Source organism: Saccharopolyspora cebuensis, assembly GCF_039542665.1.
Taxonomy (GTDB): domain Bacteria; phylum Actinomycetota; class Actinomycetes; order Mycobacteriales; family Pseudonocardiaceae; genus Saccharopolyspora; species Saccharopolyspora cebuensis.
In genome coordinates this window covers 381,738-400,638 of sequence record NZ_BAABII010000003.1, presented here as the reverse complement: position 1 = coordinate 400,638, position 18,901 = coordinate 381,738, and the positions used below count along the sequence as shown (strand labels likewise).

32 protein-coding genes are annotated in these 18,901 nt (G+C 69.0%); 2 read left to right on the top strand and 30 right to left on the bottom strand.

From position 1 onward, the window contains the following. Positions 1 to 20 precede the first annotated feature (20 nt). The 7 genes from rplQ to infA form a co-directional block, all read right to left on the bottom strand. Positions 21 to 557 carry a 50S ribosomal protein L17 gene (gene rplQ, locus ABD976_RS04735; protein ID WP_345357666.1) on the bottom strand — a complete coding sequence of 179 codons (537 nt, stop codon included), beginning with the start codon at positions 555 to 557 and terminating at the stop codon, positions 21 to 23. A 49-nt stretch (positions 558 to 606) separates the two neighbouring features. Further along, positions 607 to 1,683: a DNA-directed RNA polymerase subunit alpha gene (locus tag ABD976_RS04730; protein ID WP_345357663.1), complete on the bottom strand. Its 1,077-nt coding sequence runs from the start codon at positions 1,681 to 1,683 to the stop codon at positions 607 to 609. 142 nt (positions 1,684 to 1,825) lie between these two features. Next, a complete protein-coding gene (gene rpsD, locus ABD976_RS04725) occupies positions 1,826 to 2,431 on the bottom strand; it encodes a 30S ribosomal protein S4 (protein WP_345357660.1) in 606 nt (201 codons plus the stop codon). A 25-nt stretch (positions 2,432 to 2,456) separates the two neighbouring features. Continuing rightward, positions 2,457 to 2,861 carry a 30S ribosomal protein S11 gene (gene rpsK, locus ABD976_RS04720; RefSeq protein WP_093414154.1) on the bottom strand — a complete coding sequence of 135 codons (405 nt, stop codon included), beginning with the start codon at positions 2,859 to 2,861 and terminating at the stop codon, positions 2,457 to 2,459. A 20-nt stretch (positions 2,862 to 2,881) separates the two neighbouring features. Continuing rightward, positions 2,882 to 3,259: a 30S ribosomal protein S13 gene (rpsM, locus tag ABD976_RS04715; protein WP_345357655.1), complete on the bottom strand. Its 378-nt coding sequence runs from the start codon at positions 3,257 to 3,259 to the stop codon at positions 2,882 to 2,884. A gap of 151 nt (positions 3,260 to 3,410) precedes the next feature. Next, positions 3,411 to 3,524, bottom strand: a complete 114-nt coding sequence (gene rpmJ / locus ABD976_RS04710; RefSeq protein ID WP_345357652.1) for a 50S ribosomal protein L36 — start codon at positions 3,522 to 3,524, stop codon at positions 3,411 to 3,413. 55 nt (positions 3,525 to 3,579) lie between these two features. Continuing rightward, positions 3,580 to 3,801 carry a translation initiation factor IF-1 gene (gene infA / locus ABD976_RS04705; RefSeq protein WP_009948665.1) on the bottom strand — a complete coding sequence of 74 codons (222 nt, stop codon included), beginning with the start codon at positions 3,799 to 3,801 and terminating at the stop codon, positions 3,580 to 3,582. 479 nt (positions 3,802 to 4,280) lie between these two features. On the opposite strand from infA, the gene ABD976_RS04700 reads away from it, so the two are divergent. Further along, the gene (locus tag ABD976_RS04700; protein ID WP_345357649.1) at positions 4,281 to 4,946 is read left to right on the top strand and encodes a class I SAM-dependent methyltransferase; all 666 of its coding nucleotides are present in this window, start codon (positions 4,281 to 4,283) and stop codon (positions 4,944 to 4,946) included. Further along, positions 4,943 to 5,557, top strand: coding sequence for a class I SAM-dependent methyltransferase (locus ABD976_RS04695; protein WP_345357646.1), 615 nt, complete (start codon positions 4,943 to 4,945; stop codon positions 5,555 to 5,557). The genes ABD976_RS04700 and ABD976_RS04695 overlap by 4 nt, the downstream gene beginning before the upstream one ends. Here the strand turns inward: ABD976_RS04695 and map are convergent. From map to rplC, 23 genes are all read right to left on the bottom strand, one after another. Beyond that, entirely contained in the window at positions 5,541 to 6,329 is a 789-nt protein-coding gene (map, locus tag ABD976_RS04690) for a type I methionyl aminopeptidase (RefSeq protein WP_345357643.1), read from the bottom strand. The two genes, ABD976_RS04695 and map, sit on opposite strands and share 17 nt — an antisense overlap. Before the next feature lie 62 nt (positions 6,330 to 6,391). Then, a complete protein-coding gene (locus tag ABD976_RS04685) occupies positions 6,392 to 6,946 on the bottom strand; it encodes an adenylate kinase (protein ID WP_345357640.1) in 555 nt (184 codons plus the stop codon). A gap of 170 nt (positions 6,947 to 7,116) precedes the next feature. After that, positions 7,117 to 8,427 carry a preprotein translocase subunit SecY gene (gene secY, locus ABD976_RS04680; RefSeq protein WP_345357637.1) on the bottom strand — a complete coding sequence of 437 codons (1,311 nt, stop codon included), beginning with the start codon at positions 8,425 to 8,427 and terminating at the stop codon, positions 7,117 to 7,119. Between the two features lie 679 nt (positions 8,428 to 9,106). Further along, positions 9,107 to 9,556, bottom strand: coding sequence for a 50S ribosomal protein L15 (gene rplO, locus ABD976_RS04675; RefSeq protein WP_345357634.1), 450 nt, complete (start codon positions 9,554 to 9,556; stop codon positions 9,107 to 9,109). Position 9,557: 1 nt separating this feature from the next. After that, on the bottom strand, positions 9,558 to 9,740 hold the full coding sequence (gene rpmD, locus ABD976_RS04670) for a 50S ribosomal protein L30 (protein ID WP_345357632.1): 183 nt from the start codon (positions 9,738 to 9,740) through the stop codon (positions 9,558 to 9,560). A gap of 5 nt (positions 9,741 to 9,745) precedes the next feature. Next, positions 9,746 to 10,354 carry a 30S ribosomal protein S5 gene (gene rpsE / locus ABD976_RS04665; RefSeq protein WP_345357629.1) on the bottom strand — a complete coding sequence of 203 codons (609 nt, stop codon included), beginning with the start codon at positions 10,352 to 10,354 and terminating at the stop codon, positions 9,746 to 9,748. A 32-nt stretch (positions 10,355 to 10,386) separates the two neighbouring features. Beyond that, a complete protein-coding gene (gene rplR / locus ABD976_RS04660) occupies positions 10,387 to 10,788 on the bottom strand; it encodes a 50S ribosomal protein L18 (protein ID WP_345357626.1) in 402 nt (133 codons plus the stop codon). Between the two features lie 2 nt (positions 10,789 to 10,790). Then, complete coding sequence (rplF, locus tag ABD976_RS04655; protein ID WP_345357623.1) at positions 10,791 to 11,330, bottom strand: 50S ribosomal protein L6; 540 nt, start codon at positions 11,328 to 11,330, stop codon at positions 10,791 to 10,793. A gap of 17 nt (positions 11,331 to 11,347) precedes the next feature. After that, positions 11,348 to 11,746, bottom strand: a complete 399-nt coding sequence (gene rpsH / locus ABD976_RS04650) for a 30S ribosomal protein S8 (RefSeq protein ID WP_345357620.1) — start codon at positions 11,744 to 11,746, stop codon at positions 11,348 to 11,350. 433 nt (positions 11,747 to 12,179) lie between these two features. After that, positions 12,180 to 12,365, bottom strand: coding sequence for a type Z 30S ribosomal protein S14 (locus tag ABD976_RS04645; protein ID WP_345357617.1), 186 nt, complete (start codon positions 12,363 to 12,365; stop codon positions 12,180 to 12,182). A 41-nt stretch (positions 12,366 to 12,406) separates the two neighbouring features. After that, a complete protein-coding gene (gene rplE, locus ABD976_RS04640) occupies positions 12,407 to 12,970 on the bottom strand; it encodes a 50S ribosomal protein L5 (protein ID WP_345357614.1) in 564 nt (187 codons plus the stop codon). 2 nt (positions 12,971 to 12,972) lie between these two features. After that, positions 12,973 to 13,287 carry a 50S ribosomal protein L24 gene (gene rplX, locus ABD976_RS04635; protein ID WP_345357611.1) on the bottom strand — a complete coding sequence of 105 codons (315 nt, stop codon included), beginning with the start codon at positions 13,285 to 13,287 and terminating at the stop codon, positions 12,973 to 12,975. Then, entirely contained in the window at positions 13,287 to 13,655 is a 369-nt protein-coding gene (gene rplN, locus ABD976_RS04630; RefSeq protein ID WP_345357608.1) for a 50S ribosomal protein L14, read from the bottom strand. Before rplN ends, rplX begins: the two co-directional genes overlap by 1 nt. 196 nt (positions 13,656 to 13,851) lie before the next feature. Next, on the bottom strand, positions 13,852 to 14,127 hold the full coding sequence (gene rpsQ / locus ABD976_RS04625) for a 30S ribosomal protein S17 (RefSeq protein ID WP_345357605.1): 276 nt from the start codon (positions 14,125 to 14,127) through the stop codon (positions 13,852 to 13,854). Then, complete coding sequence (rpmC, locus tag ABD976_RS04620; protein WP_345357602.1) at positions 14,124 to 14,366, bottom strand: 50S ribosomal protein L29; 243 nt, start codon at positions 14,364 to 14,366, stop codon at positions 14,124 to 14,126. Before rpmC ends, rpsQ begins: the two co-directional genes overlap by 4 nt. Beyond that, on the bottom strand, positions 14,366 to 14,785 hold the full coding sequence (gene rplP / locus ABD976_RS04615; RefSeq protein ID WP_345357599.1) for a 50S ribosomal protein L16: 420 nt from the start codon (positions 14,783 to 14,785) through the stop codon (positions 14,366 to 14,368). The genes rpmC and rplP overlap by 1 nt, the downstream gene beginning before the upstream one ends. Before the next feature lie 3 nt (positions 14,786 to 14,788). Further along, positions 14,789 to 15,634 (bottom strand): 30S ribosomal protein S3, encoded by an 846-nt coding sequence (gene rpsC / locus ABD976_RS04610; RefSeq protein ID WP_345357596.1) that lies wholly within the window; start codon positions 15,632 to 15,634, stop codon positions 14,789 to 14,791. Beyond that, positions 15,634 to 16,053: a 50S ribosomal protein L22 gene (gene rplV, locus ABD976_RS04605; RefSeq protein WP_345357593.1), complete on the bottom strand. Its 420-nt coding sequence runs from the start codon at positions 16,051 to 16,053 to the stop codon at positions 15,634 to 15,636. Before rplV ends, rpsC begins: the two co-directional genes overlap by 1 nt. 42 nt (positions 16,054 to 16,095) lie before the next feature. Next, a complete protein-coding gene (gene rpsS, locus ABD976_RS04600; protein WP_345357590.1) occupies positions 16,096 to 16,377 on the bottom strand; it encodes a 30S ribosomal protein S19 in 282 nt (93 codons plus the stop codon). 18 nt (positions 16,378 to 16,395) lie between these two features. Next, a complete protein-coding gene (gene rplB, locus ABD976_RS04595; RefSeq protein WP_345357587.1) occupies positions 16,396 to 17,229 on the bottom strand; it encodes a 50S ribosomal protein L2 in 834 nt (277 codons plus the stop codon). Positions 17,230 to 17,262: 33 nt separating this feature from the next. Further along, positions 17,263 to 17,562, bottom strand: coding sequence for a 50S ribosomal protein L23 (gene rplW / locus ABD976_RS04590; RefSeq protein WP_345357584.1), 300 nt, complete (start codon positions 17,560 to 17,562; stop codon positions 17,263 to 17,265). After that, entirely contained in the window at positions 17,559 to 18,242 is a 684-nt protein-coding gene (gene rplD, locus ABD976_RS04585; protein ID WP_345357581.1) for a 50S ribosomal protein L4, read from the bottom strand. Before rplD ends, rplW begins: the two co-directional genes overlap by 4 nt. Further along, positions 18,242 to 18,892 carry a 50S ribosomal protein L3 gene (rplC, locus tag ABD976_RS04580; protein WP_345357578.1) on the bottom strand — a complete coding sequence of 217 codons (651 nt, stop codon included), beginning with the start codon at positions 18,890 to 18,892 and terminating at the stop codon, positions 18,242 to 18,244. The genes rplD and rplC overlap by 1 nt, the downstream gene beginning before the upstream one ends. Positions 18,893 to 18,901 lie beyond the last annotated feature (9 nt).

The window sequence follows — 18,901 nt, the reverse complement described above, 5'->3', positions numbered from 1 at the left end:
CTCGTCAGCGCGAGCTGGAGTCAGGACTCGTCCTTCTTCTCCGCAGCGGTGTCCTCGGCCTTGGCCTCGGTGTCGGCCGGGGCCTCGGCGGACTCGGTCGACTCGGCGGCCTCGGTGGTCTCCGCGGCCGGCTCCTCGGCCTTCGGCTCGTCCTTCGCGAAGGTGGTGCCCCGAGCGGCCTCCGCCTCAGCGGTGGCGGTCTTCTCGGTCACCAGCGCGATGACGGCCATCTTCGCGTTGTCGCCCCTGCGCGGCATCGTCTTGATGATGCGGGTGTAACCGCCGTTGCGGTCCGCGAAGAACGGCCCGATCTCGGCGAACAGCTTGTGCACGACGTCCTTGTCGCGGATGGTCTTCATGACCTCGCGACGGTTGTGCAGGTCGCCCTTCTTCGCCTTGGTGATCAGCCGCTCGGCCAGCGGGCGCAACCGCTTGGCCTTGGCCTCGGTGGTGGTGATCCGGCCGTGCTCGAACAGCGCGGTGGCCAGGTTGGCCAGCATCAACCGCTCGTGCGCGGACGACCCGCCGAGGCGCGGTCCCTTGGTCGGGGTGGGCATCGGTAGCTCCTCTCAGGGCGCGCCGGTACCCCGGACGCGCAACACAGCCTTAAAGCTGCTCTGTCTCCGCGTAGTCCTGACCGTCGTCGAAGCCGTTGTCGTCGAGCGGACCCACCGAGCCGACGGTGGGCTCGGCGGCCCAGCCCTCGGACGGGTACTCCGCCGCGGCGGCGGACGGGTCGAACCCGGGCGGGCTGTCCTTGAGCGCCAGGCTCAGACCGGCCAGCTTCATCTTGACCTCGTCGATGGACTTCGCACCGAAGTTGCGGATGTCCAGCAGGTCGGCCTCGCTGCGCGAGACCAGCTCGCCGACGGTGTGGATGCCCTCGCGCTTGAGGCAGTTGTACGAGCGCACCGTCAGGTCGAGGTCCTCGATCGGCATCGCGTAGGCCGCGATGGTGTCGGCCTCGGCGGGCGACGGGCCGATCTCGATGCCCTCGGCGTCGATGTTGAGCTCGCGGGCGAGCCCGAACAGCTCGACGAGGGTCCGACCGGCCGAGGCCACCGCGTCGCGGGCGGTGATCGACGGCTTGGTCTCGACGTCGAGGATCAGCTTGTCGAAGTCCGTGCGCTGCTCGACCCGGGTGGCCTCGACCTTGTAGGTCACCTTCAGCACCGGCGAGTAGATCGAGTCGACCGGGATGCGGCCGATCTCGGCGCCGGTCTGCTTGTTCTGCATCGCCGGGACGTAACCGCGACCGCGCTCGACGACGAGCTCGATCTCCAGCTTGCCCTTCGCGTTCAGCGTGGCGATGTGCAGATCGGGGTTGTGCACCGTGACGCCCGCGGGCGGCACGATGTCGGCGGCGGTGACCTCGCCCGGCCCCTGCTTGCGCAGGTACATCGTGACCGGCTCGTCCTCCTCGGAGCTGACGACCAGCTCCTTGAGGTTCAGGATGACGTCGGTGACGTCCTCCTTCACGCCCGGGATGGTGGTGAACTCGTGCAGCACACCGTCGATGCGCAGGCTGGTGACCGCCGCGCCCGGGATGGACGAGAGCAGCGTCCGGCGCAGCGAGTTCCCGAGGGTGTAGCCGAAGCCCGGCTCCAGCGGCTCGATGACGAACCGGGAGCGGGTGTCCGACACGACCTCTTCGGCCAGTGTGGGTCGCTGGGAGATGAGCACTTCGGTTTCCTTTCCTCACGGCGCCCGCCATATGACGCCGATGGAATGGCGTGCCCGTTCCGATGTGGAACGAGCCCGGTGGCGGCGTCCGGAGCCACCACCGCCGACCGCCGGCGGTCGCACGACCGCCGGCGGCGCAGCATCACTTCGAGTAGAGCTCGACGATGAGCTGCTCGGTGACCGGGGTGTCGATCTGCGCGCGCTCCGGGCGCTGGTGCACCAGGATCCGCAGGTTCGACGGGACGACCTGCAGCCAGGCCGGGACCGGCCGCTCGCCGAGGGTCTCCTTGGCGATCAGGAACGGCGTGGTGCCCAGCGACTTCGGCTTGACGTCGATGATGTCCCACTTCGAGACCTGGAAGCTCGGGACGTCGACCCGCTTGCCGTTGACCACGAAGTGGCCGTGGCTGACGAGCTGGCGCGCCATCCGCCGGGTGCGGGCCAGGCCCGACCGGTAGACGACGTTGTCCAGGCGGGACTCCAGGAGCTGCAGCAGGTTCTCACCCGTCTTGCCGGGAAGCCGGTTGGCCTCCTCGTAGTACGAGCGGAACTGCCGCTCCAGCACACCGTAGGTGTAGCGCGCCTTCTGCTTCTCCTGGAGCTGCAGCAGGTATTCGGTTTCCTTGATGCGGGCGCGACCGTGCTGCCCCGGCGGGTACGGACGACGCTCGAACGCCTGGTCGCCTCCGATGAGGTCGACCTTCAGACGACGGGACTTGCGGGTCGCGGGACCGGTGTAACGAGCCATTGGTGTCTACTCTCCTTCCCGCGGCTCAGACCCGACGCCGCTTCGGCGGGCGGCACCCGTTGTGCGGCTGCGGGGTCACGTCCTGGATGGTGCCGACCTCGAGGCCGGCGGCCTGCAGCGAGCGGATCGCCGTCTCGCGGCCCGAGCCCGGGCCCTTGACGAAGACGTCGACCTTCTTCATGCCGTGCTCGGCGGCCTTGCGGGCCGCGTTCTCGGCGGCCATCTGCGCGGCGAACGGGGTGGACTTCCGGGAGCCCTTGAACCCGACGTGGCCGGCGGAGGCCCAGGAGATCACCGCACCCGTGGGATCGGTGATCGACACGATCGTGTTGTTGAACGTGCTCTTGATGTGGGCCTGCCCATGAGCGACGTTCTTCTTTTCCTTGCGCCTGACCTTCTTGACGGCCCCGGCGCGAGCCTTCGGTGGCATAGCTCAGCTCCTCGCGAGGTTTACTTCTTGGCCTTCTTCTTGCCGGCGACCGTCTTCTTCGGTCCCTTGCGGGTGCGGGCGTTGGTCTTGGTCCGCTGCCCGTGCACCGGGAGGTGGCGGCGGTGCCGCACGCCCTGGTAGCACCCGATCTCGATCTTCCGGCGGATGTCGGCCTGGACCTCGCGGCGGAGGTCGCCCTCGACCCGGTAGCTGGCCTCGATGTAGTCGCGCAGCGCGGTGAGCTGTTCGTCGTCGAGCTCCTTCGGACGGACGTCGGGCGAGATGCCCGTGCCCGCCAGGATCTCCTTGGCCCGCGTGCGGCCGACCCCGTAGATGTAGGTGAGCGCGATCTCCATGCGCTTCTCGCGCGGGAGATCGACGCCGACAACCCTTGCCATCAGGCAGGTTCTCCTTCTGTCGTCCAGGTTTGCTCCCCCACCACCTGCCGCGGGAGCGGCAGCCCCGGCCTGGCTCCGGGGGTCAACGGACCCACGTGCGGGCCCGCAGGTCTGGGGAGTTCTTCCACTGCGGTGGCGACGAGCGCCGCGATCAACCCTGGCGCTGCTTGTGGCGCTTGTTGTCGCAGATCACCAGGACCCGCCCGTGACGGCGGATGACCTGGCACTTGTCGCAGATTCGCTTCACACTCGGCTGGACCTTCACGGTCGTGCTCTCCTGCTCGGACGCGTGTCCGGGCTCGACCCGGACACCGTGGAGGTCACTTGTAGCGGTAGACGATGCGCCCACGGGAGAGGTCGTACGGCGAGAGCTCCACGACGACCCGGTCCTCGGGCAGGATGCGGATGTAGTGCTGACGCATCTTGCCACTGATGTGTGCGAGGACCTTGTGGCCGTTCTCCAACTCGACGCGGAACATCGCGTTGGGGAGCGGCTCGATCACGCGACCCTCGACCTCAATGGCCCCGTCCTTCTTGCCCATGTCCTCCGCGTTTCGTGACGGTGACGGTTTTCGGACTTGGAGTCCCGCTGCGCGCACCGGAAGGCCCGGCGGGAGCAGCGGACGCACGCCGCTACGGTCCGGACGAACGAGTTTGCCCCGGTACCGGACTCGGAAGAGCCGCCACGAGGTGCACAGGCACGACGAACCGGCGCGACGAATGCGCCGAGGCTCCATCGTACGCGCCGCGTGAACCGGCTTCCACATCGGGGCAGCTCATGGCGGCCACACCGCCGGGTGAGGCCCCCGGCACGGCGGTTGCGACGCCGCTCGCCGCCTCACTAGGTTCCAGGCAACGCCCTGGTACCGGCAGCACCGCTACCAGCGGTCGGAGGTGAGCCACGGCACCCGGTCCCTCGGCAGCCACCGCCCGCCACACGTGTCACAGTCATCCCGGCGCAGCCGGAGATCGTCACCCGGCAGGGCCAGGCGCGCCGGACACACCGACTCCGAGGAGCATCGTGACAGCCCACCAGGACCACCGCGATTCGCGGCTCGGCCGGACCGTGCGGGACGCGGTCGGCAAGTTCGACGAGTACCGCACCTTCCTGACCAGCGCGGTGCACAACCCCCGGATGATGGGCGCCGCCACCCCGACCTCCCCGGCGGTCGCCGCGGTGGTCTCCCAGGTGGTCCCCACCACGGGTGAACCGGTGGTCGTCGAGCTCGGCCCCGGCACCGGCTCGCTCAGCGACGGCATCCACCGCAGGCTGCCCCCGGGCGCCCGGCACCTCGGCGTCGAACTCGGCGCCGAGCTCGCAACCCACCTGCGGCGGAACAAGCCCTGGCTGGAAGTCGTCAACGGCGACGCGGGCGAGCTCACCGCGCTGCTGGCCGACCGGGGCGTCGAGCGGGTGGACGCCGTCATCAGCAGCATCCCGTGGTCGCTGATCGACGACGCCGGGCAGCGCCGCATCCTCGACCAGGCCGTCGAGGTCCTGGTGCCGCACGGGGCGTTCACCGCGCTGACCTACCTGCCCGCCAGCCGCAGCGTGGGCGGCAAGCGGTTCCGGGAGCTGCTGGGCGGTACCTTCGACGAGGTGCTGACCAGCGTCACCTGGCTCAACGCACCACCGATCCTGCACTACATCTGCCGGCGCCCGCTGCGCCCCCAGGAGAAACCGTGAGCATCGCCGCGAAGCTGCGGGAGTACCGGACGTTCGCCACCCGCGCGCTGCGCGAACCGGCCACCTTCGGCGCCGTCCTGCCCACCTCCCGCTACGTCGCCGAGGCCGTCGCCGAGGTGGTCCCGTCCACCGGGACGCCCACCGTCCTCGAACTCGGCCCCGGCACCGGGCCGCTCAGCGACGCGCTGCGGGCCCGCATCCCGGACGGGTCCCGGCACCTCGCCGTCGAGATCGACCGCGGGATGGTCGACTACCTGCGCCGCGCGAAGCCCTGGCTGGAGGTCGTCGAAGGCGATGCCGCGCACCTGCGCACCCTGCTCGACGAGGCCGGGGTGCGCAGCGTCGACGCGGTGATCAGCAGCCTCCCGTGGACCCTGCTGCCGCCCGGGGAGCAGCGCGCCCTGCTCGACGAGATCGCGCGGGTGCTCGACCCGAACGGCGTGTTCACCACCGTCACGTACCTCACGACGCTCTGGCGGGTCCGGACCCGCGAGTTCGTCGGCGCCCTCGACGAGGTGTTCGACGAGGTGCTGCCGCGCAGCGCGGTGTGGCGCAACGTCCCGCCGGCCCGCGTCTACGCGTGCCGGCGGCCGCTCACTCCGGCGCGGTGAGCACCCACGGGCCGTCCTCGGTGATGGCCACCGTGTGCTCCCAGTGCGACGCCCGGGAGCCGTCGGCGGTGACCACGGTCCACTCGTCGTCGAGCTCCTCGGTGTCGGCCGTCCCGCCGGTGAGCATCGGCTCGACGGCCAGCGCCATGCCGACCCGCAGCTTCGGGCCCTTGCCCGGCTTGCCCAGGTTCGGCAGGAACGGCTCCATGTGCATCTGGGTGCCGATGCCGTGCCCGCCGTACTCGGCGATGATCCCGTAGGCCACGCCGTCGCGGTCCGCCGCGGCCCGCGCCGCCGACTCCACGGCGTGCGAGATGTCGGTCAGCTTGTTGCCCGCCCGCACCTGCTCGACGCCCGCCCACATGGCCGCCTCGGTGGCCGCCGACAGCGCCTGGTCGGCCGCGCTGATCGCGCCGATCGGCAGGGTCACCGCGGAGTCGCCGTGCCAGCCCTCCAGGATCGCGCCGCAGTCCACCGACAGCAGATCGCCCTCGGCCAGCACCTCGGTGCGCGACGGGATACCGTGCACGACCTTCTCGTTCACCGAGGCGCAGATCGACGCCGGGAACCCGTGGTAGCCCTTGAACGACGGCACCGCACCCGCGTCCCGGATCACCTGGTCGGCGACCTCGTCGAGCTCACCGGTGCTCACCCCGGGCGCGGCGTGCGCCCGCACCGCGCCGAGCGCGCGCGCCACGACCAGGCCCGCCGCCCGCATCGCCTGGATCTCACCGGTCGACTTGAGCTCGATGCCCTTGCCTCGACGCAACACTGCCGCCCCTCCGCAGGTTCGATGGGACGTCGAGGCGGTGCGCACCCGCCCCGACGTCGGGTTCAGCTCCGCGCGCCGAGCGCGTCCAGCGCCCGCGCGGTGATCTCCTCGACGGAGCCGACGGCGTCGATGGTGATGACCTTCTCGCCGTAGTGCTGGAGCAGCGGCTCGGTCTCCGAGCGGTACACCGCCAGCCTGCGCCGGATGACGTCCTCGGTGTCGTCCGAACGGCCGCGGGCCAGCATCCGCCGGACCAGCTCCTCCTCCGGCACGTCGAAGCTGAGCACGGCGCCCAGCTCGGTGCCGTTCTCGGCCAGGATGTCGGCGAGGACGTCGGCCTGCGCCGTGTTGCGCGGGTAGCCGTCCAGCAGGAAGCCCTGCTGCGCGTCGGACTCCGCCAGCCGCTCGCGGACCATCTCGTTGGTCACCTCGTCGGGGACGAGCTCACCAGCGTCCATGAAGCTCTGCGCCTTCTGGCCCAGCGGCGTCGAGTTGCCGATGTTCGCGCGGAACAGATCTCCGGTGGAGATGTGCGGTACCGCGAGCTGTTCGCTCAGCACGGCCGCCTGGGTGCCCTTGCCCGCTCCGGGCGGGCCGACGAGAACCAATCGCACCAACGGTCTGCCTCCGAATCATCCGTTCGCACGCCGCCTTGCCGACGAGCGCACCGCGTACCGCCCCACCTCCCCGGGGGACCGGCACATGTTCCCACGATACGCATGGCACACCGGATCCCGACGGGCGAGGCCCTCGGCGACCTGCGCCCCGAACGGGGCGCGCTGGTCAACTACCGAAGGAAACCTTCGTACTTCCGCTGGGTCAACTGGCTCTCGATCTGCTTCACGGTGTCGAGACCGACGTTGACCATGATCAGCACGGCCGTACCGCCGAACGGGAAGTTCTGGTTCTGCCCGCTGCCGGTGAGGCCGAGGAAGAAGTTCGGGAGGATCGCGATGATGCCCAGGTACAGCGACCCGGGCAGGGTGATGCGGGAGAGCACGAAGCTGAGGTACTCGGCGGTCGGCCGCCCCGGGCGGATGCCCGGGATGAACCCGCCGAACTTCTTCATGTCGTCCGCCCGCTCCTCCGGGTTGAACGTGATCGACACGTAGAAGTAGGCGAAGAAGATGATCAACGCCATGTACAGCAGGATGTGCACCCAGCTCGACGGATCGACGATGTGGTTCTGGATGAACCGGCTCCACCAGCTGTCGGCGTTGCCCGTGAGCTGGCCGAGGAGCTGCGGCAGGTACAGCAGCGAGGAACCGAAGATGACCGGGATCACACCCGCCTGGTTCACCTTCAGCGGCAGGTAGGTGGAGGTGCCGCCGTACATCCGGCGACCGATCATCCGCTTGGCGTACTGCACCGGGATCCGGCGCTGGGCCTGCTCGATGAACACCACGGTGGCGATGATCGCCACGGCGAAGGCGCAGACCACGGTGAAGACGAGCGGGCCGTGGGAGTTCAGGATCGCGCCGCCCTCGGCCGGGATGCGGGCCGCGATGGACACGAAGATCAGCAGCGACATGCCGTTGCCGACGCCGCGCTCGGTGATCAGCTCGCCCATCCACATCAGCAGCGCCGCACCGGCGGTCATCGTGACGACGATGACGATGAGGTTCAGGATCGAGTCGTCCGGGATGACCTCGACCGTGCAGCCCTGGAAGAGCTGCCCGCGCACCGCCAGCGCCACGATGCCGGTCGCCTGCAGCACCGCGAGCGCGATGGTCAGGTACCGGGTGTACTGGGTGAGCTTGGTCTGGCCGGACTGGCCTTCCTTCTTGAGCTGCTCGAACCTGGGGATGACCACCTGGAGCAACTGGATGATGATGCTCGCGGTGATGTAGGGCATGATCCCCAGCGACAGCACCGAGAGCTGGAGCAGCGCACCACCGCTGAACAGGTTCAGCAGCGAGTAGACGCTCTGCGAATCGCCGCCCTCGATCTGCTGGATGCACTGCTGGATGTTCGGGTACGAGACCCCGGGGGACGGAATCGTCGCCCCGACCCGGTACAGCACGACCATGCCCAGGGTGAACAGGATCTTGCGCCGCAGGTCCGGCGTCGTCAGAGCCGAGCGGAAGGCGCCGAGCACGCGAACCTCCTGTACGCGAGCCGGTGGGAACCGGCCGGGACGGTGGCCGGCTGGCAGGCCGGCGCGGCGGTAAAAGCATCGCAGCACCGCCGGTTGGCAGGTGCCGCCGGGGCGACTCTAGCAGGCGCCGACACGTGCACAATCAGCGACCGAAGGATCACCGACGAGAACCACGGTCAGTGCACGCCCGATCCTCCGCCGCAACCACCGCGCGCCCGAAACCCCCACCGGCGCAACCGAACCCGGCAACCGGACGGCTCCCGCACGACCCCCACCGGCGGACCGCACCCGCCCGGCGACCCCCGGCACCGCCCACCCCGCACCGGACTCCCGCCCGGGGTTCCAGCCGACCCCACCCGGGGTTCCGGCCGAATCCGCCAGGGGTTCCGGCCGAATCCGCCAGGGGTCCTCACCCGTCCGATACCCGAGTGAGGGGCACCCTGTACCACGTCACTGGGTACAGGGTGCCCCTCACCTGGAACACCGACGGGCTCGGCTCACCCGTTGGTGATGTGAGTGAGGGGCACCCTTGTCCCAGTTACTTGGGCAAGGGTGCCCCTCACTCACTTCACGTCCGGGCGTGGTCCGGGGGTGCCGGTGGTGCGGGTGGTTGGGCCTCGGGAGAAAGAAAAGGAGCCGACCGGTCCTGGGTGGACCGGTCGGCTCCTCTCGTGCTGTCTCAGCGTTCCAGCTTGGTGGCCGAACCGCCGGCGGCGTTGATCTTCTCCTGGGCGCTGCCGGTGAACGCGTGGGCGCTCACCTCCAGCTTGATGCCCTCGAGGTCCCCGTCGCCGAGGATCTTCACCAGCTCGTTGCGCTTCACCAGGCCGGCGCCGACCAGCTCGTCCATGCCGACGGTGCCGCCCTGCGGGAAGGCCTTCGCCAGCTTGCCGACGTTGACGCCCTGGTACTCGACGCGGAACCGGTTCTTGAAGCCCCGCAGCTTCGGCAGCCGCATCTGGATGGGCATCTGCCCACCCTCGAAGCGCGGCGACACGTTCTTGCGGGCCTTGGTTCCCTTGGTACCGCGACCGGCGGTCTTGCCCTTGGACGCCTCACCGCGACCGACGCGGATCTTGTCGCGCTTGGCGCCAGGGGCCGGCCGCAGGTCGTGAATCTTGATGACCATGTCAGTCGACCTCCTCGACCGTCACCAGGTGGCGAACGGTGTTGACCAGGCCGCGGACCTCCGGGGCGTCCGGACGCACGACGGTCTGGCGGATCTTGTGGAGCCCGAGCGTGCGCATGCTGTCCCGCTGGTTCTGCTTGGTGCCGACCAGACCGCGGACCTGCGTGATCTTCAGCTGTGCCATCGCGATCAGGCCCCCTGACCCGCGCGGGCGCGCAGCACGAACGCCGGGGCGACGTCCTCCAGGGGCAGACCGCGGCGGGCCGCGACCTCCTCCGGACGCTGGAGCTGCTTCAGCGCGTCCACCGTGGCGTGCACGATGTTGATCGGGTTGTCGCTGCCCAGCGACTTGCTCAGCACGTCGTGGACACCGGCGCACTCCAGCACCGCGCGCACCGGGCCACCGGCGATGACACCGGTACCGGCGCTGGCCGGACGCAGGAGCACGACGCCCGCGGCGTCCTCGCCCTGGACCGGGTGGGTGATCGTGCCGGCGAGGCGCGGGACGCGGAAGAAGTTCTTCTTCGCCTCCTCGACGCCCTTGGCGATGGCCGCGGGAACTTCCTTGGCCTTGCCGTAGCCGACGCCGACCATGCCGTCGCCGTCACCGACGACGACCAGCGCGGTGAAGCTGAAGCGCCGACCGCCCTTGACGACCTTGGCGACGCGGTTGATGGTCACCACGCGTTCGAACTGCGGGGTCTTCTCTTGGGCCGCCCCGCCACGGCCACCGTCGCGGCGGTCCCGGCGGTCCTTGCCGCCGGACTCCCCGCCCTCACGCCGAGTGCGTCCAGGCATCAGGCGTCCCTTTCGTTGTTCTTGCGCACTTGTCAGAACTCCAGACCGCCGTCACGGGCGGCGTCGGCCAGTGCGGCGACCCGTCCGTGGTAGGCGTTACCGCCGCGGTCGAACACGACCTTGTCGATACCGGCGTTCTTGGCCCGGGCGGCGACCAGCTCGCCCACCTTGGTGGCCTTGGCCTTCTTGTCGCCTTCGAAGGCCCGGACGTCGGTCTCCAGGCTGGTGGCCGAGGCGAGCGTGTGGCCCCGGGTGTCGTCGATGACCTGCGCGACGATGTGCCGCGTGGACCGGGTGACGACGAGACGGGGGCGCTCCGCCGTGCCGCTGATCTTCTTGCGAATCCGCGTGTGCCGCTTGGCGCGGGAGATCCGACGCACGGTCGAGACGTCCTTGCCCACCGGCTTGCGCTTGGTAGCTGTGCTCTCGCTCATGGTCACTTACCCGTCTTTCCGACCTTGCGGCGGATGTTCTCACCCGCGTACCGGACACCCTTGCCCTTGTACGGGTCCGGACGGCGCAGCTTGCGGATCCGCGCCGCGATCTCGCCGACAAGCTGCTTGTCGATGCCGCTGACCGAGAGCTTGGTCGGCCCGTCGGTCGCGAACTGGATGCCTTCCGGGGGCTCGACCACGATCGGGTGGCTGTAGCCGAGGGCGAACTCGAGGTTCGCGCCCTTGAGCTGCACGCGGTAACCGACGCCGTGGATCTCCAGGTCCTTGCGGTAGCCCTGGCTCACGCCGATCACCATGTTGTTGACCAGCGTGCGGGACAGCCCGTGCAGCGAGCGGTTCACCCGCTCGTCATCCGGCCGCTTGACCAGCACCGAGCCGTCCTCGTCGTGCTCGACGACGATCGGCTCCGCGATGTTCTGCTCCAGCGAGCCCTTGGGGCCCTTCACCGTCACCTGCTGACCGGCGATCGTCACCTCGACGCCGGAGGGGACGGTGATCGGCAACTTTCCGATGCGCGACATGCGCCGTTCCTCCTCCCTCACCACACGTAGGCGAGAACTTCCCCGCCCACGCCGTTCTTCATGGCCTGCCGGTCGGTCATCAGACCGCCGGACGTCGAGATGATCGCCACGCCCAGACCACCGAGCACCTTCGGCAGGTTGGTCGACTTGGCGTAGACCCGCAGACCGGGCTTGGACACCCGGCGCAGGCCCGCGATGCTCCGCTCGCGGTTCGGGCCGAACTTCAACTCGACGACGAGGTTGTTGCCCTTCTCGGCCTCCTCGACGCGGGAACCGGACACGTAGCCCTCCCGCTTGAGGATCTCGGCGATGTTCGCCTTCAGCTTCGAGTGCGGCATCACGACCTCGTCGTGGAACGCCGAATTGGCGTTGCGCAGACGCGTCAGCATGTCTGCGATGGGATCGGTCATCGTCATGACCAACTCACCTTTCTCGTCTGGTTCCGACGGGTCCGGACCGCGTACCACCCGGCGCACCGGCTGGCCGTCTGGACCCTGGCCTGGACGAAGTCGGGGTCTGGGGAGCGCCCGCCGCGGGCGGCGGAGCTCGTCATGGGGCGTGCAAGTACGGCGTTCGCCGCGGAGCGGGCATCAGCCCTGGTTGAAGTCCTCTCAGAAAGCGGCGGAGCCGCTTGCGGTGCGGCACGCGACCGGCACCGCCGCGGGTTCTCAGTCGTCGCCTCGTGAGGAAGCCCTGACGCTGTGTACGCGGTGGTACATGAGGAAGGGCTCCCGGAGCGAGGCGGCGGCTGAGGTTCCGCCACCAGCACCGCTCCGCACGCAGTTCTGAAAGCACTCCTAACGCCTGATGAGGGTACCGGTTACCGGCAGTCCCCCATCAGGCGGGCGTTCACCAGGAGGACTTGCTCACGCCGGGCAGCTCGCCCGCGTGCGCCATGTCGCGGAAGCACACCCGGCACAGGCCGAACTTGCGGTACACCGCACGCGGACGCCCGCACTTCTGGCAGCGGGTGTACCCGCGCACCTTGAACTTGGGCTTGCGAGCGGCCTTGATGATCAGCGCCTTCTTGGCCATCGGCTCAGTTCTCCTCGTTTCGACCCTCGACGCCGGCCACGTCAGTTCTCCTTGAACGGGAAGCCCAGCTTGCGCAGCAGCGCCCGGCCTTCCTCGTCACTGGTGGCCGTAGTCACGACGGTGATGTCCATACCGCGGGGACGGTCGATGCTGTCGGGGTCGATCTCGTGGAACATCGACTGCTCGTTCAGCCCGAACGTGTAGTTGCCGTTGCCGTCGAACTGCTTCGGCGACAGGCCCCGGAAGTCGCGGATGCGCGGCAGGGCGATCGTGACCAGGCGGTCGACGAACTCCCACATCCGGTCGCCGCGCAGGGTCACCCGCGCGCCGATCGGCATCCCCTCGCGGAGCTTGAACTGGGCGATGGACTTGCGAGCCCGCCGGATCTCCGGCCGCTGGCCGGTGATGATGGTCAGGTCGCGAACCGCGCCCTCGATCAGCTTGCTGTCCCGGGCGGCGTCGCCGACGCCCATGTTCACCACGACCTTGACCACGCCGGGCACCAGCATCGGGTTGCTGTAGCCGAACTGGTCGGTCATCTCCTGGCGGATCTCGTCGCGGTAGCGGGTCTTGAGCCGCGGGACGATCTTCTCAGCGGTGGTCATGATCAGATGTCCTTACCGTTACGACGAGAAACGCGAACCTTCTTGCCATCCTCACCGATGCGGTAGCCGACCCGCGTGGGCTTGCCGTCCGCGTCCAGCACCATCACGTTGCTGACGTGGATCGGAGCTTCCTGCGTGACGATCCCACCGGACTGGGCACCGCGCTCGGTCCGGGACACCTTGGTGTGCTTCTTGATCCGGTTGACGCCCTCGACGAGGACCCGCTGCTCCTTCGGGAAGGCCTGGATGACCTTGCCCTTGGCGCCCTTGTCCTTGCCGGAGATGACGACGACCGAGTCGCCCTTCTTGATCTTCATCACAACACCTCCGGCGCGAGCGAGATGATCTTCATGAACTTCTTGTCGCGCAGCTCGCGGGCCACGGGCCCGAAGATGCGGGTGCCCCGCGGCTCACCGTTCGGCTTCACCAGGACGGCGGCGTTCTCGTCGAACCGGATGTACGAACCGTCCGGACGACGGCGTTCCTTCTTCTGCCGGACGATGACGGCCTTGACCACATCGCCCTTCTTGACTCCGGCACCGGGCATGGCTTCCTTCACGGTCGCCACGATGATGTCCCCGAGTCCCGCGTACCGCCGACCCGAGCCGCCGAGAACCCGAATGGTGAGGATCTCCTTGGCGCCGGTGTTGTCGGCGATGCGAAGTCGCGACTCCTGCTGGATCACGTCTGACTCCCTGACCCTAAGTACCCGGACCTCTCCGCCCGGGCACACTCTGGCGCGCCAAATTTCCGACCTGACGCGCGCGGTCACACCAGGTGCGCGGACCGGCCGGGCGGGGACTGCTCCCCACCGGCCGCCGAATGCCCGCGCACCGGAACCGGGCCCGCACGAACCAGCCGCGCGGACCCGAGTCCCCGTCCTACTTGGCCTTCTCCACGACCTCGACGAGCCGCCAGCGCTTGCTGGCCGACAGCGGCCGGGTCTCCATCAGCAGGACCCGGTCGCCGATGCCGGCGGTGTTGGCCTCGTCGTGCGCCTTGACCTTGGTGGTCTGGCGCATGACCTTGCCGTAGAGGGCGTGCTTCTTGCGGTCTTCGAGGGTGACCACGATGGTCTTGTCCATCTTGTCGGAGACGACGTACCCCTCGCGGACCTTGCGGCGGTTGCGGTCCACGCCCTGTCCTTTCTCGCTCATGCCGCGCCCTCCTCGGCGCCTTCGGTCGTAACCGTCAGGCCCAGTTCGCGTTCACGCATGATGGTGTAGATCCGGGCGATGTCCTTGCGGACCACGCGCAGCCGCCGGTTGTTCTGGAGCTGCCCGGTGGCCATCTGGAAGCGGAGGTTGAACAGCTCCTCCTTGGCTTCCTTGACGCGATCGACGAGCTCCTCGTCGGTCAATTCCCGGAGCTCCGCCGCGGTGACACCCGCTGCCATCAGAAGTCACCACCCTCGCGGGACACGATCTTGCACTTCATCGGGAGCTTGTGGGACGCGCGGGTCAGCGCCTCGATCGCGGTCTTCCTGTTCGGGAAGGTCAACTCGAACATGACGCGACCGGGCTTGACGTTGGCGACCCAGGACTCCGGCGAACCCTTACCGGAACCCTGACGGGTTTCGGCCGGCTTCTTGGTCAGCGGGCGGTCCGGGAAGATGTTGATCCAGACCTTGCCGCCGCGCTTGACGTGCCGGGTGATGGCGATACGGGCCGACTCGATCTGGCGGTTGGTCACGTAGCCGTGCTCAACGGCCTGGATCCCGTACTCGCCGAAGTTGATCCGAGTGCCGCCCTTGGCCATGCCCGAGCGCTTCGGCGCGTGGCTCTTGCGCCACTTCACCCTGCGTGGGACGAGCACGTGTCAGCCCTCCGTCTTCTCTTCGGACTGCGGCTCAGCGACGGCCGGAGCGTTGGCGGCGGCCACATCACCTGCGGTCTGCGCCTGCTCCGGGGACTGGGCCGAGCCCTTGCCGCGGTCCCCGCCGGCCCGGCGGCGACCGCCGCGCTCCGGACGACCACCACCGCGCTCACCACCGCGCGGGGGGCGGACCTCGGACTCCTGCTGCTTCTGCTTCAGGCCGCCGACCAGCTCGCCCTTGTAGATCCACACCTTGACGCCGATGCGCCCGAAGGTGGTGCGGGACTCGAAGAAGCCGTAGTCGATGTCCGCGCGCAGCGTGTGCAGCGGGACGCGACCCTCGCGGTAGAACTCGGTGCGCGACATCTCCGCACCGCCGAGGCGACCCGAGCACTGCACCCGGATGCCCTTGACCTGCGACGAGCGCATGGCCGACTGGATGGCCTTGCGCATCGCGCGCCGGAAGGACACGCGGTTGGACAGCTGCTCCGCCACGCCCTGCGCGACGAGCTGGGCGTCCGCCTCGGGGTTCTTGACCTCGAGGATGTTGAGCTGGACCTGCTTGCCGGTCAGCTTCTCCAGCGCACCGCGGATGCGGTCCGCCTCGGCACCGCGGCGGCCGATGACGATGCCCGGCCGAGCGGTGTGGATGTCCACCCGCACCCGCTCACGGGTGCGCTCGATCTCCACCTTGGCGATCCCGGCGCGCTCCATGCCGCGGGAGAGCTGACGGCGGATCTTGACGTCCTCCGCGACGTACTCCGAGTACTGCTTGTCGGCGTACCAGCGAGACTTCCAGTCCGTGGTGATGCCGAGTCGGAAGCCGTGCGGGTTGATCTTCTGACCCACTACCGGGCACTCCCCTTCTGGCTCTTTCGGGACTTGCTGGCCGCCTGCGGCCGCGACTCCACCTCGACGGTGATGTGGCTGGTCCGCTTGCGGATGCGGTAGGCGCGGCCCTGGGCGCGCGGCCGGAACCGCTTCAGGGTCGGACCCTCGTCCACGTAGGCGTGGGCGACGAACAACGTCTCCGGGTCGAGGGAGAGGTTGTTCTCGGCGTTGGCCATCGCGCTGGCGAGCACCTTCGACACCGGACCGCTGGCGGTCTGCGGCGCGAACTGGAGCACGGCCAGGGCGTCGGCGGCACTGCGGCCCTTGATGAGCTCGACCACGCGCCGCGCCTTCATCGGCGACACGCGGACGAACCGGGCCCGCGCCACTGCGCGCGGGTTCTCCTCCGCGGCAGCGTCGTCGGAACGGGCTGTCATCCTGCTACCCCTTGCTCTTACTCGTTCGTGTCACAGACCCGCTCAGCGGCGCCGCGACTTCCGGTCATCCTTGACGTGTCCCTTGAAGGTCCGCGTCGGGGCGAACTCGCCGAGCTTGTGCCCGACCATCGACTCCGAGACGAACACCGGGATGTGCTTCCGGCCGTCGTGCACCGCGAGGGTGTGCCCGATCATGTCCGGGATGATCGTCGACCGGCGCGACCAGGTCTTGATCACCGTCTTCTTGCCCGACTCGTTGAGCGCGTCCACCTTCTTGAGCAGGTGGTCGTCCACGAACGGGCCCTTCTTCAGGCTGCGTGGCATGCGTTCTTACCTCCCTGCTCAGCGCTTCTTGCCGGTCCGGCGACGGCGGACGATGAGCTTGTCGCTTTCCTTGCGGAGGCGGGTGCGGCCTTCGGGCCTGCCCTTGGGGTTGACCGGGTGGCGACCACCGGAGGTCTTGCCCTCACCACCACCGTGCGGGTGGTCGACCGGGTTCATGACGACACCGCGGACGGTCGGGCGCTTGCCCTTCCACCGCATCCGGCCGGCCTTGCCCCAGTTGATGTTGGCGTGCTCCGAGTTGCCGACCTCGCCGACCGTGGCGCGGCACCGGGCGTCCACGTTGCGGATCTCGCCCGAAGGCATCCGCAGCTGGGCGTACGGGCCGTCCTTGGCCACGAGCTGCACCCGGGCGCCCGCCGAGCGCGCGATCTTGGCGCCGCCGCCGGGGCGGAGCTCGATCGCGTGCACCACGGTGCCGGTCGGGATGTTGCGCAGCGGCAGGTTGTTGCCCGCCTTGATGTCCGCGCGCACCCCGCTCTCCAGGATGGCGCCCTGCTTCACACCGTTCGGGGCGATGATGTAGCGCTTCTCGCCGTCCCGGTAGTGCAGCAGCGCGATCCGCGCACTGCGGTTGGGGTCGTACTCGATGTGCGCGACCTTGGCCGGCACACCGTCCTTGTCGTTGCGGCGGAAGTCGATCACGCGGTACATCCGCTTGTGACCGCCACCCTTGTGCCGCGTCGTGATCTTGCCCTGCGCGTTGCGCCCCGCGCGGTTGGGGCGCGGGCGCAGCAGCGACTTCTCCGGCTCCGACCGGGTGATCTCGGCGAAGTCGGACACGCTGGAGCCGCGACGGCCCGGCGTCGTCGGCTTGTACTTGCGAATGCCCATCTCTAACGCAACCTCGTCCTCATCAGCTTCCGGTCAGGAGGCCGTTCCGCCGAAGATCTCGATCGGCTTGCTCTCCGGCGACAGGGTGACGATCGCCCGCTTGGTGTCCTTGCGCTTGCCGTATCCCGTGCGGGACCGCTTGCGCTTGCCGGGGCGGTTGATCGTGTTGACGTTGGTGACCTTGACGTCGAAGATCTTCTCGACAGCGATCTTGATCTCGGTCTTGTTCGAGCCGGGGCGGACCAGGAAGGTGTACTGGCCCTCCTCGAGGAGCCCGTAGCTCTTCTCGGAGATCACCGGCGCGAGGATGATGTCCCGCGGGTCGGCGCTCACTGCTCTGCCTCCTCTGCCGAAGACGCGGCGGCCTTGACCGAACGGCCCTTCGCCGGGCCCGCAACGAACCGCTCGTAGGCGGCCTTGCTGAACACCACGTCGTCGTTGACCAGCACGTCGTAGGTGTTGAGCTGGCTCGGGTCGATCAGGTGCACGTGCTGCAGGTTCCGCAGGCTCAACCAGGAGTTCTCCTCCTCGTAGCGGTCGAGCACGACCAGCACCCGCTTGGCCTCGGTCCAGGTGCGCAGCGCCGTCTTGGCCTGCTTGGTGGACGGCTGCTCCGCGCCGACCACGTGGGTGACGACGTGCAGCTGGCCCGCGCGCACCCGGTCGGACAGCGCACCGCGCAGCGCGGCGAGCTTCATCTTCTTCGGGGTCCGCTGCGTGTAGTCGCGCGGCTGCGGCCCGTGCACGGTGCCACCACCGGCGAACTGCGGGGCCCGGATCGAGCCCTGCCGGGCGTTGCCGGTGCCCTTCTGCCGGTACGGCTTCTTGCCGCCGCCGGAGACCTGACCGCGGGTCTTGGTCGCGTGCGTGCCCTGGCGCGCGGCGGCGAGCTGGGCCACCACGACCTGGTGCAGCAGGGCCACGTTGGCCTTCGCGTCGAAGATCTCGGCGGGCAGCTCGACCGTGCCGTCGGTCTTGCCGTCCGGGGTACGGACGTCGAGCGTCAAGCTCATCACGCACCACCCTTCGCGGGACTCTTCACCAGCACCAGTCCGCCCTTGGGACCCGGAATGGCGCCCTTGATCAGCAGCAGGCCGGTCTCGCCCTCCACCTTGTGAACCTTGAGGTTCTGGGTGGTGACGCGGGCCGAACCCATCCGGCCGGCCATCCGCATGCCCTTGAACACCCGGCCCGGGGTGGCGCAGCCGCCGATGGAACCCGGCTTGCGGTGCACGGCCTGCGTACCGTGGCTCTCGCCCTGGCGGCTGAAGCCGTGCCGCTTGATGGTGCCCGCGAAGCCCTTGCCCTTGCTGGTGCCGACCACGTCGACCACCGCGCCGGCCTCGAACAGCTCGGCGGTGATCTCCTGGCCCGCCTCGTACTCACCGGCGTCGGTGGTGCGCAGCTCGACCAGGTGGCGGCGCGGGGTGACGCCGGCCTTGGTGAAGTGGCCGCCCTTGGGCTTGTTCACCTTGCGCGGGTCGATGGCGCCGAACGCGAGCTGCACGGCCGCGTAGCCGTCCTTCTCCGGGGTGCGGATCTGGGTGACCACGTTCGGCCCGGCCTGCACGACGGTCACCGGCACGACCCGGTTGTTGTCGTCGAAGACCTGGGTCATGCCGAGCTTGGTGCCCAGAATCCCCTTGATCTGCCTGTCAGACATGAGTCTCGA

What these genes read in the sequence shown, in the direction of transcription:
- rplO (WP_345357634.1), bottom strand. Translation starts at nt 9,556, where the DNA reads ATGGTCATCAAGATTCACGACCTGCGGCCGGCCCCTGGCGCCAAGCGC.
- rplR (WP_345357626.1), bottom strand. Translation starts at nt 10,788, where the DNA reads ATGAGCGAGAGCACAGCTACCAAGCGCAAGCCGGTGGGCAAGGACGTC.
- rplF (WP_345357623.1), bottom strand. Translation starts at nt 11,330, where the DNA reads ATGTCGCGCATCGGAAAGTTGCCGATCACCGTCCCCTCCGGCGTCGAG.
- rpsD (WP_345357660.1), bottom strand. Translation starts at nt 2,431, where the DNA reads ATGGCTCGTTACACCGGTCCCGCGACCCGCAAGTCCCGTCGTCTGAAG.
- ABD976_RS04645 (WP_345357617.1), bottom strand. Translation starts at nt 12,365, where the DNA reads ATGGCCAAGAAGGCGCTGATCATCAAGGCCGCTCGCAAGCCCAAGTTC.
- rplB (WP_345357587.1), bottom strand. Translation starts at nt 17,229, where the DNA reads ATGGGCATTCGCAAGTACAAGCCGACGACGCCGGGCCGTCGCGGCTCC.
- rplC (WP_345357578.1), bottom strand. Translation starts at nt 18,892, where the DNA reads ATGTCTGACAGGCAGATCAAGGGGATTCTGGGCACCAAGCTCGGCATG.
- rplX (WP_345357611.1), bottom strand. Translation starts at nt 13,287, where the DNA reads ATGAAGATCAAGAAGGGCGACTCGGTCGTCGTCATCTCCGGCAAGGAC.
- rpmD (WP_345357632.1), bottom strand. Translation starts at nt 9,740, where the DNA reads ATGGCACAGCTGAAGATCACGCAGGTCCGCGGTCTGGTCGGCACCAAG.
- rplQ (WP_345357666.1), bottom strand. Translation starts at nt 557, where the DNA reads ATGCCCACCCCGACCAAGGGACCGCGCCTCGGCGGGTCGTCCGCGCAC.
- rpsQ (WP_345357605.1), bottom strand. Translation starts at nt 14,127, where the DNA reads ATGAGCGAGAAAGGACAGGGCGTGGACCGCAACCGCCGCAAGGTCCGC.
- infA (WP_009948665.1), bottom strand. Translation starts at nt 3,801, where the DNA reads ATGGGCAAGAAGGACGGGGCCATTGAGGTCGAGGGTCGCGTGATCGAG.
- rpmC (WP_345357602.1), bottom strand. Translation starts at nt 14,366, where the DNA reads ATGGCAGCGGGTGTCACCGCGGCGGAGCTCCGGGAATTGACCGACGAG.
- rpsM (WP_345357655.1), bottom strand. Translation starts at nt 3,259, where the DNA reads ATGGCAAGGGTTGTCGGCGTCGATCTCCCGCGCGAGAAGCGCATGGAG.
- rpsE (WP_345357629.1), bottom strand. Translation starts at nt 10,354, where the DNA reads ATGCCTGGACGCACTCGGCGTGAGGGCGGGGAGTCCGGCGGCAAGGAC.
- rplD (WP_345357581.1), bottom strand. Translation starts at nt 18,242, where the DNA reads ATGAGCTTGACGCTCGACGTCCGTACCCCGGACGGCAAGACCGACGGC.
- rpsS (WP_345357590.1), bottom strand. Translation starts at nt 16,377, where the DNA reads ATGCCACGCAGCCTGAAGAAGGGCCCGTTCGTGGACGACCACCTGCTC.
- rplV (WP_345357593.1), bottom strand. Translation starts at nt 16,053, where the DNA reads ATGACAGCCCGTTCCGACGACGCTGCCGCGGAGGAGAACCCGCGCGCA.
- rplE (WP_345357614.1), bottom strand. Translation starts at nt 12,970, where the DNA reads ATGACCACCGCTGAGAAGATCGTCCCGCGGCTCAAGACCCGCTACCGC.
- rpsK (WP_093414154.1), bottom strand. Translation starts at nt 2,861, where the DNA reads ATGCCACCGAAGGCTCGCGCCGGGGCCGTCAAGAAGGTCAGGCGCAAG.
- rpsH (WP_345357620.1), bottom strand. Translation starts at nt 11,746, where the DNA reads ATGACGATGACCGATCCCATCGCAGACATGCTGACGCGTCTGCGCAAC.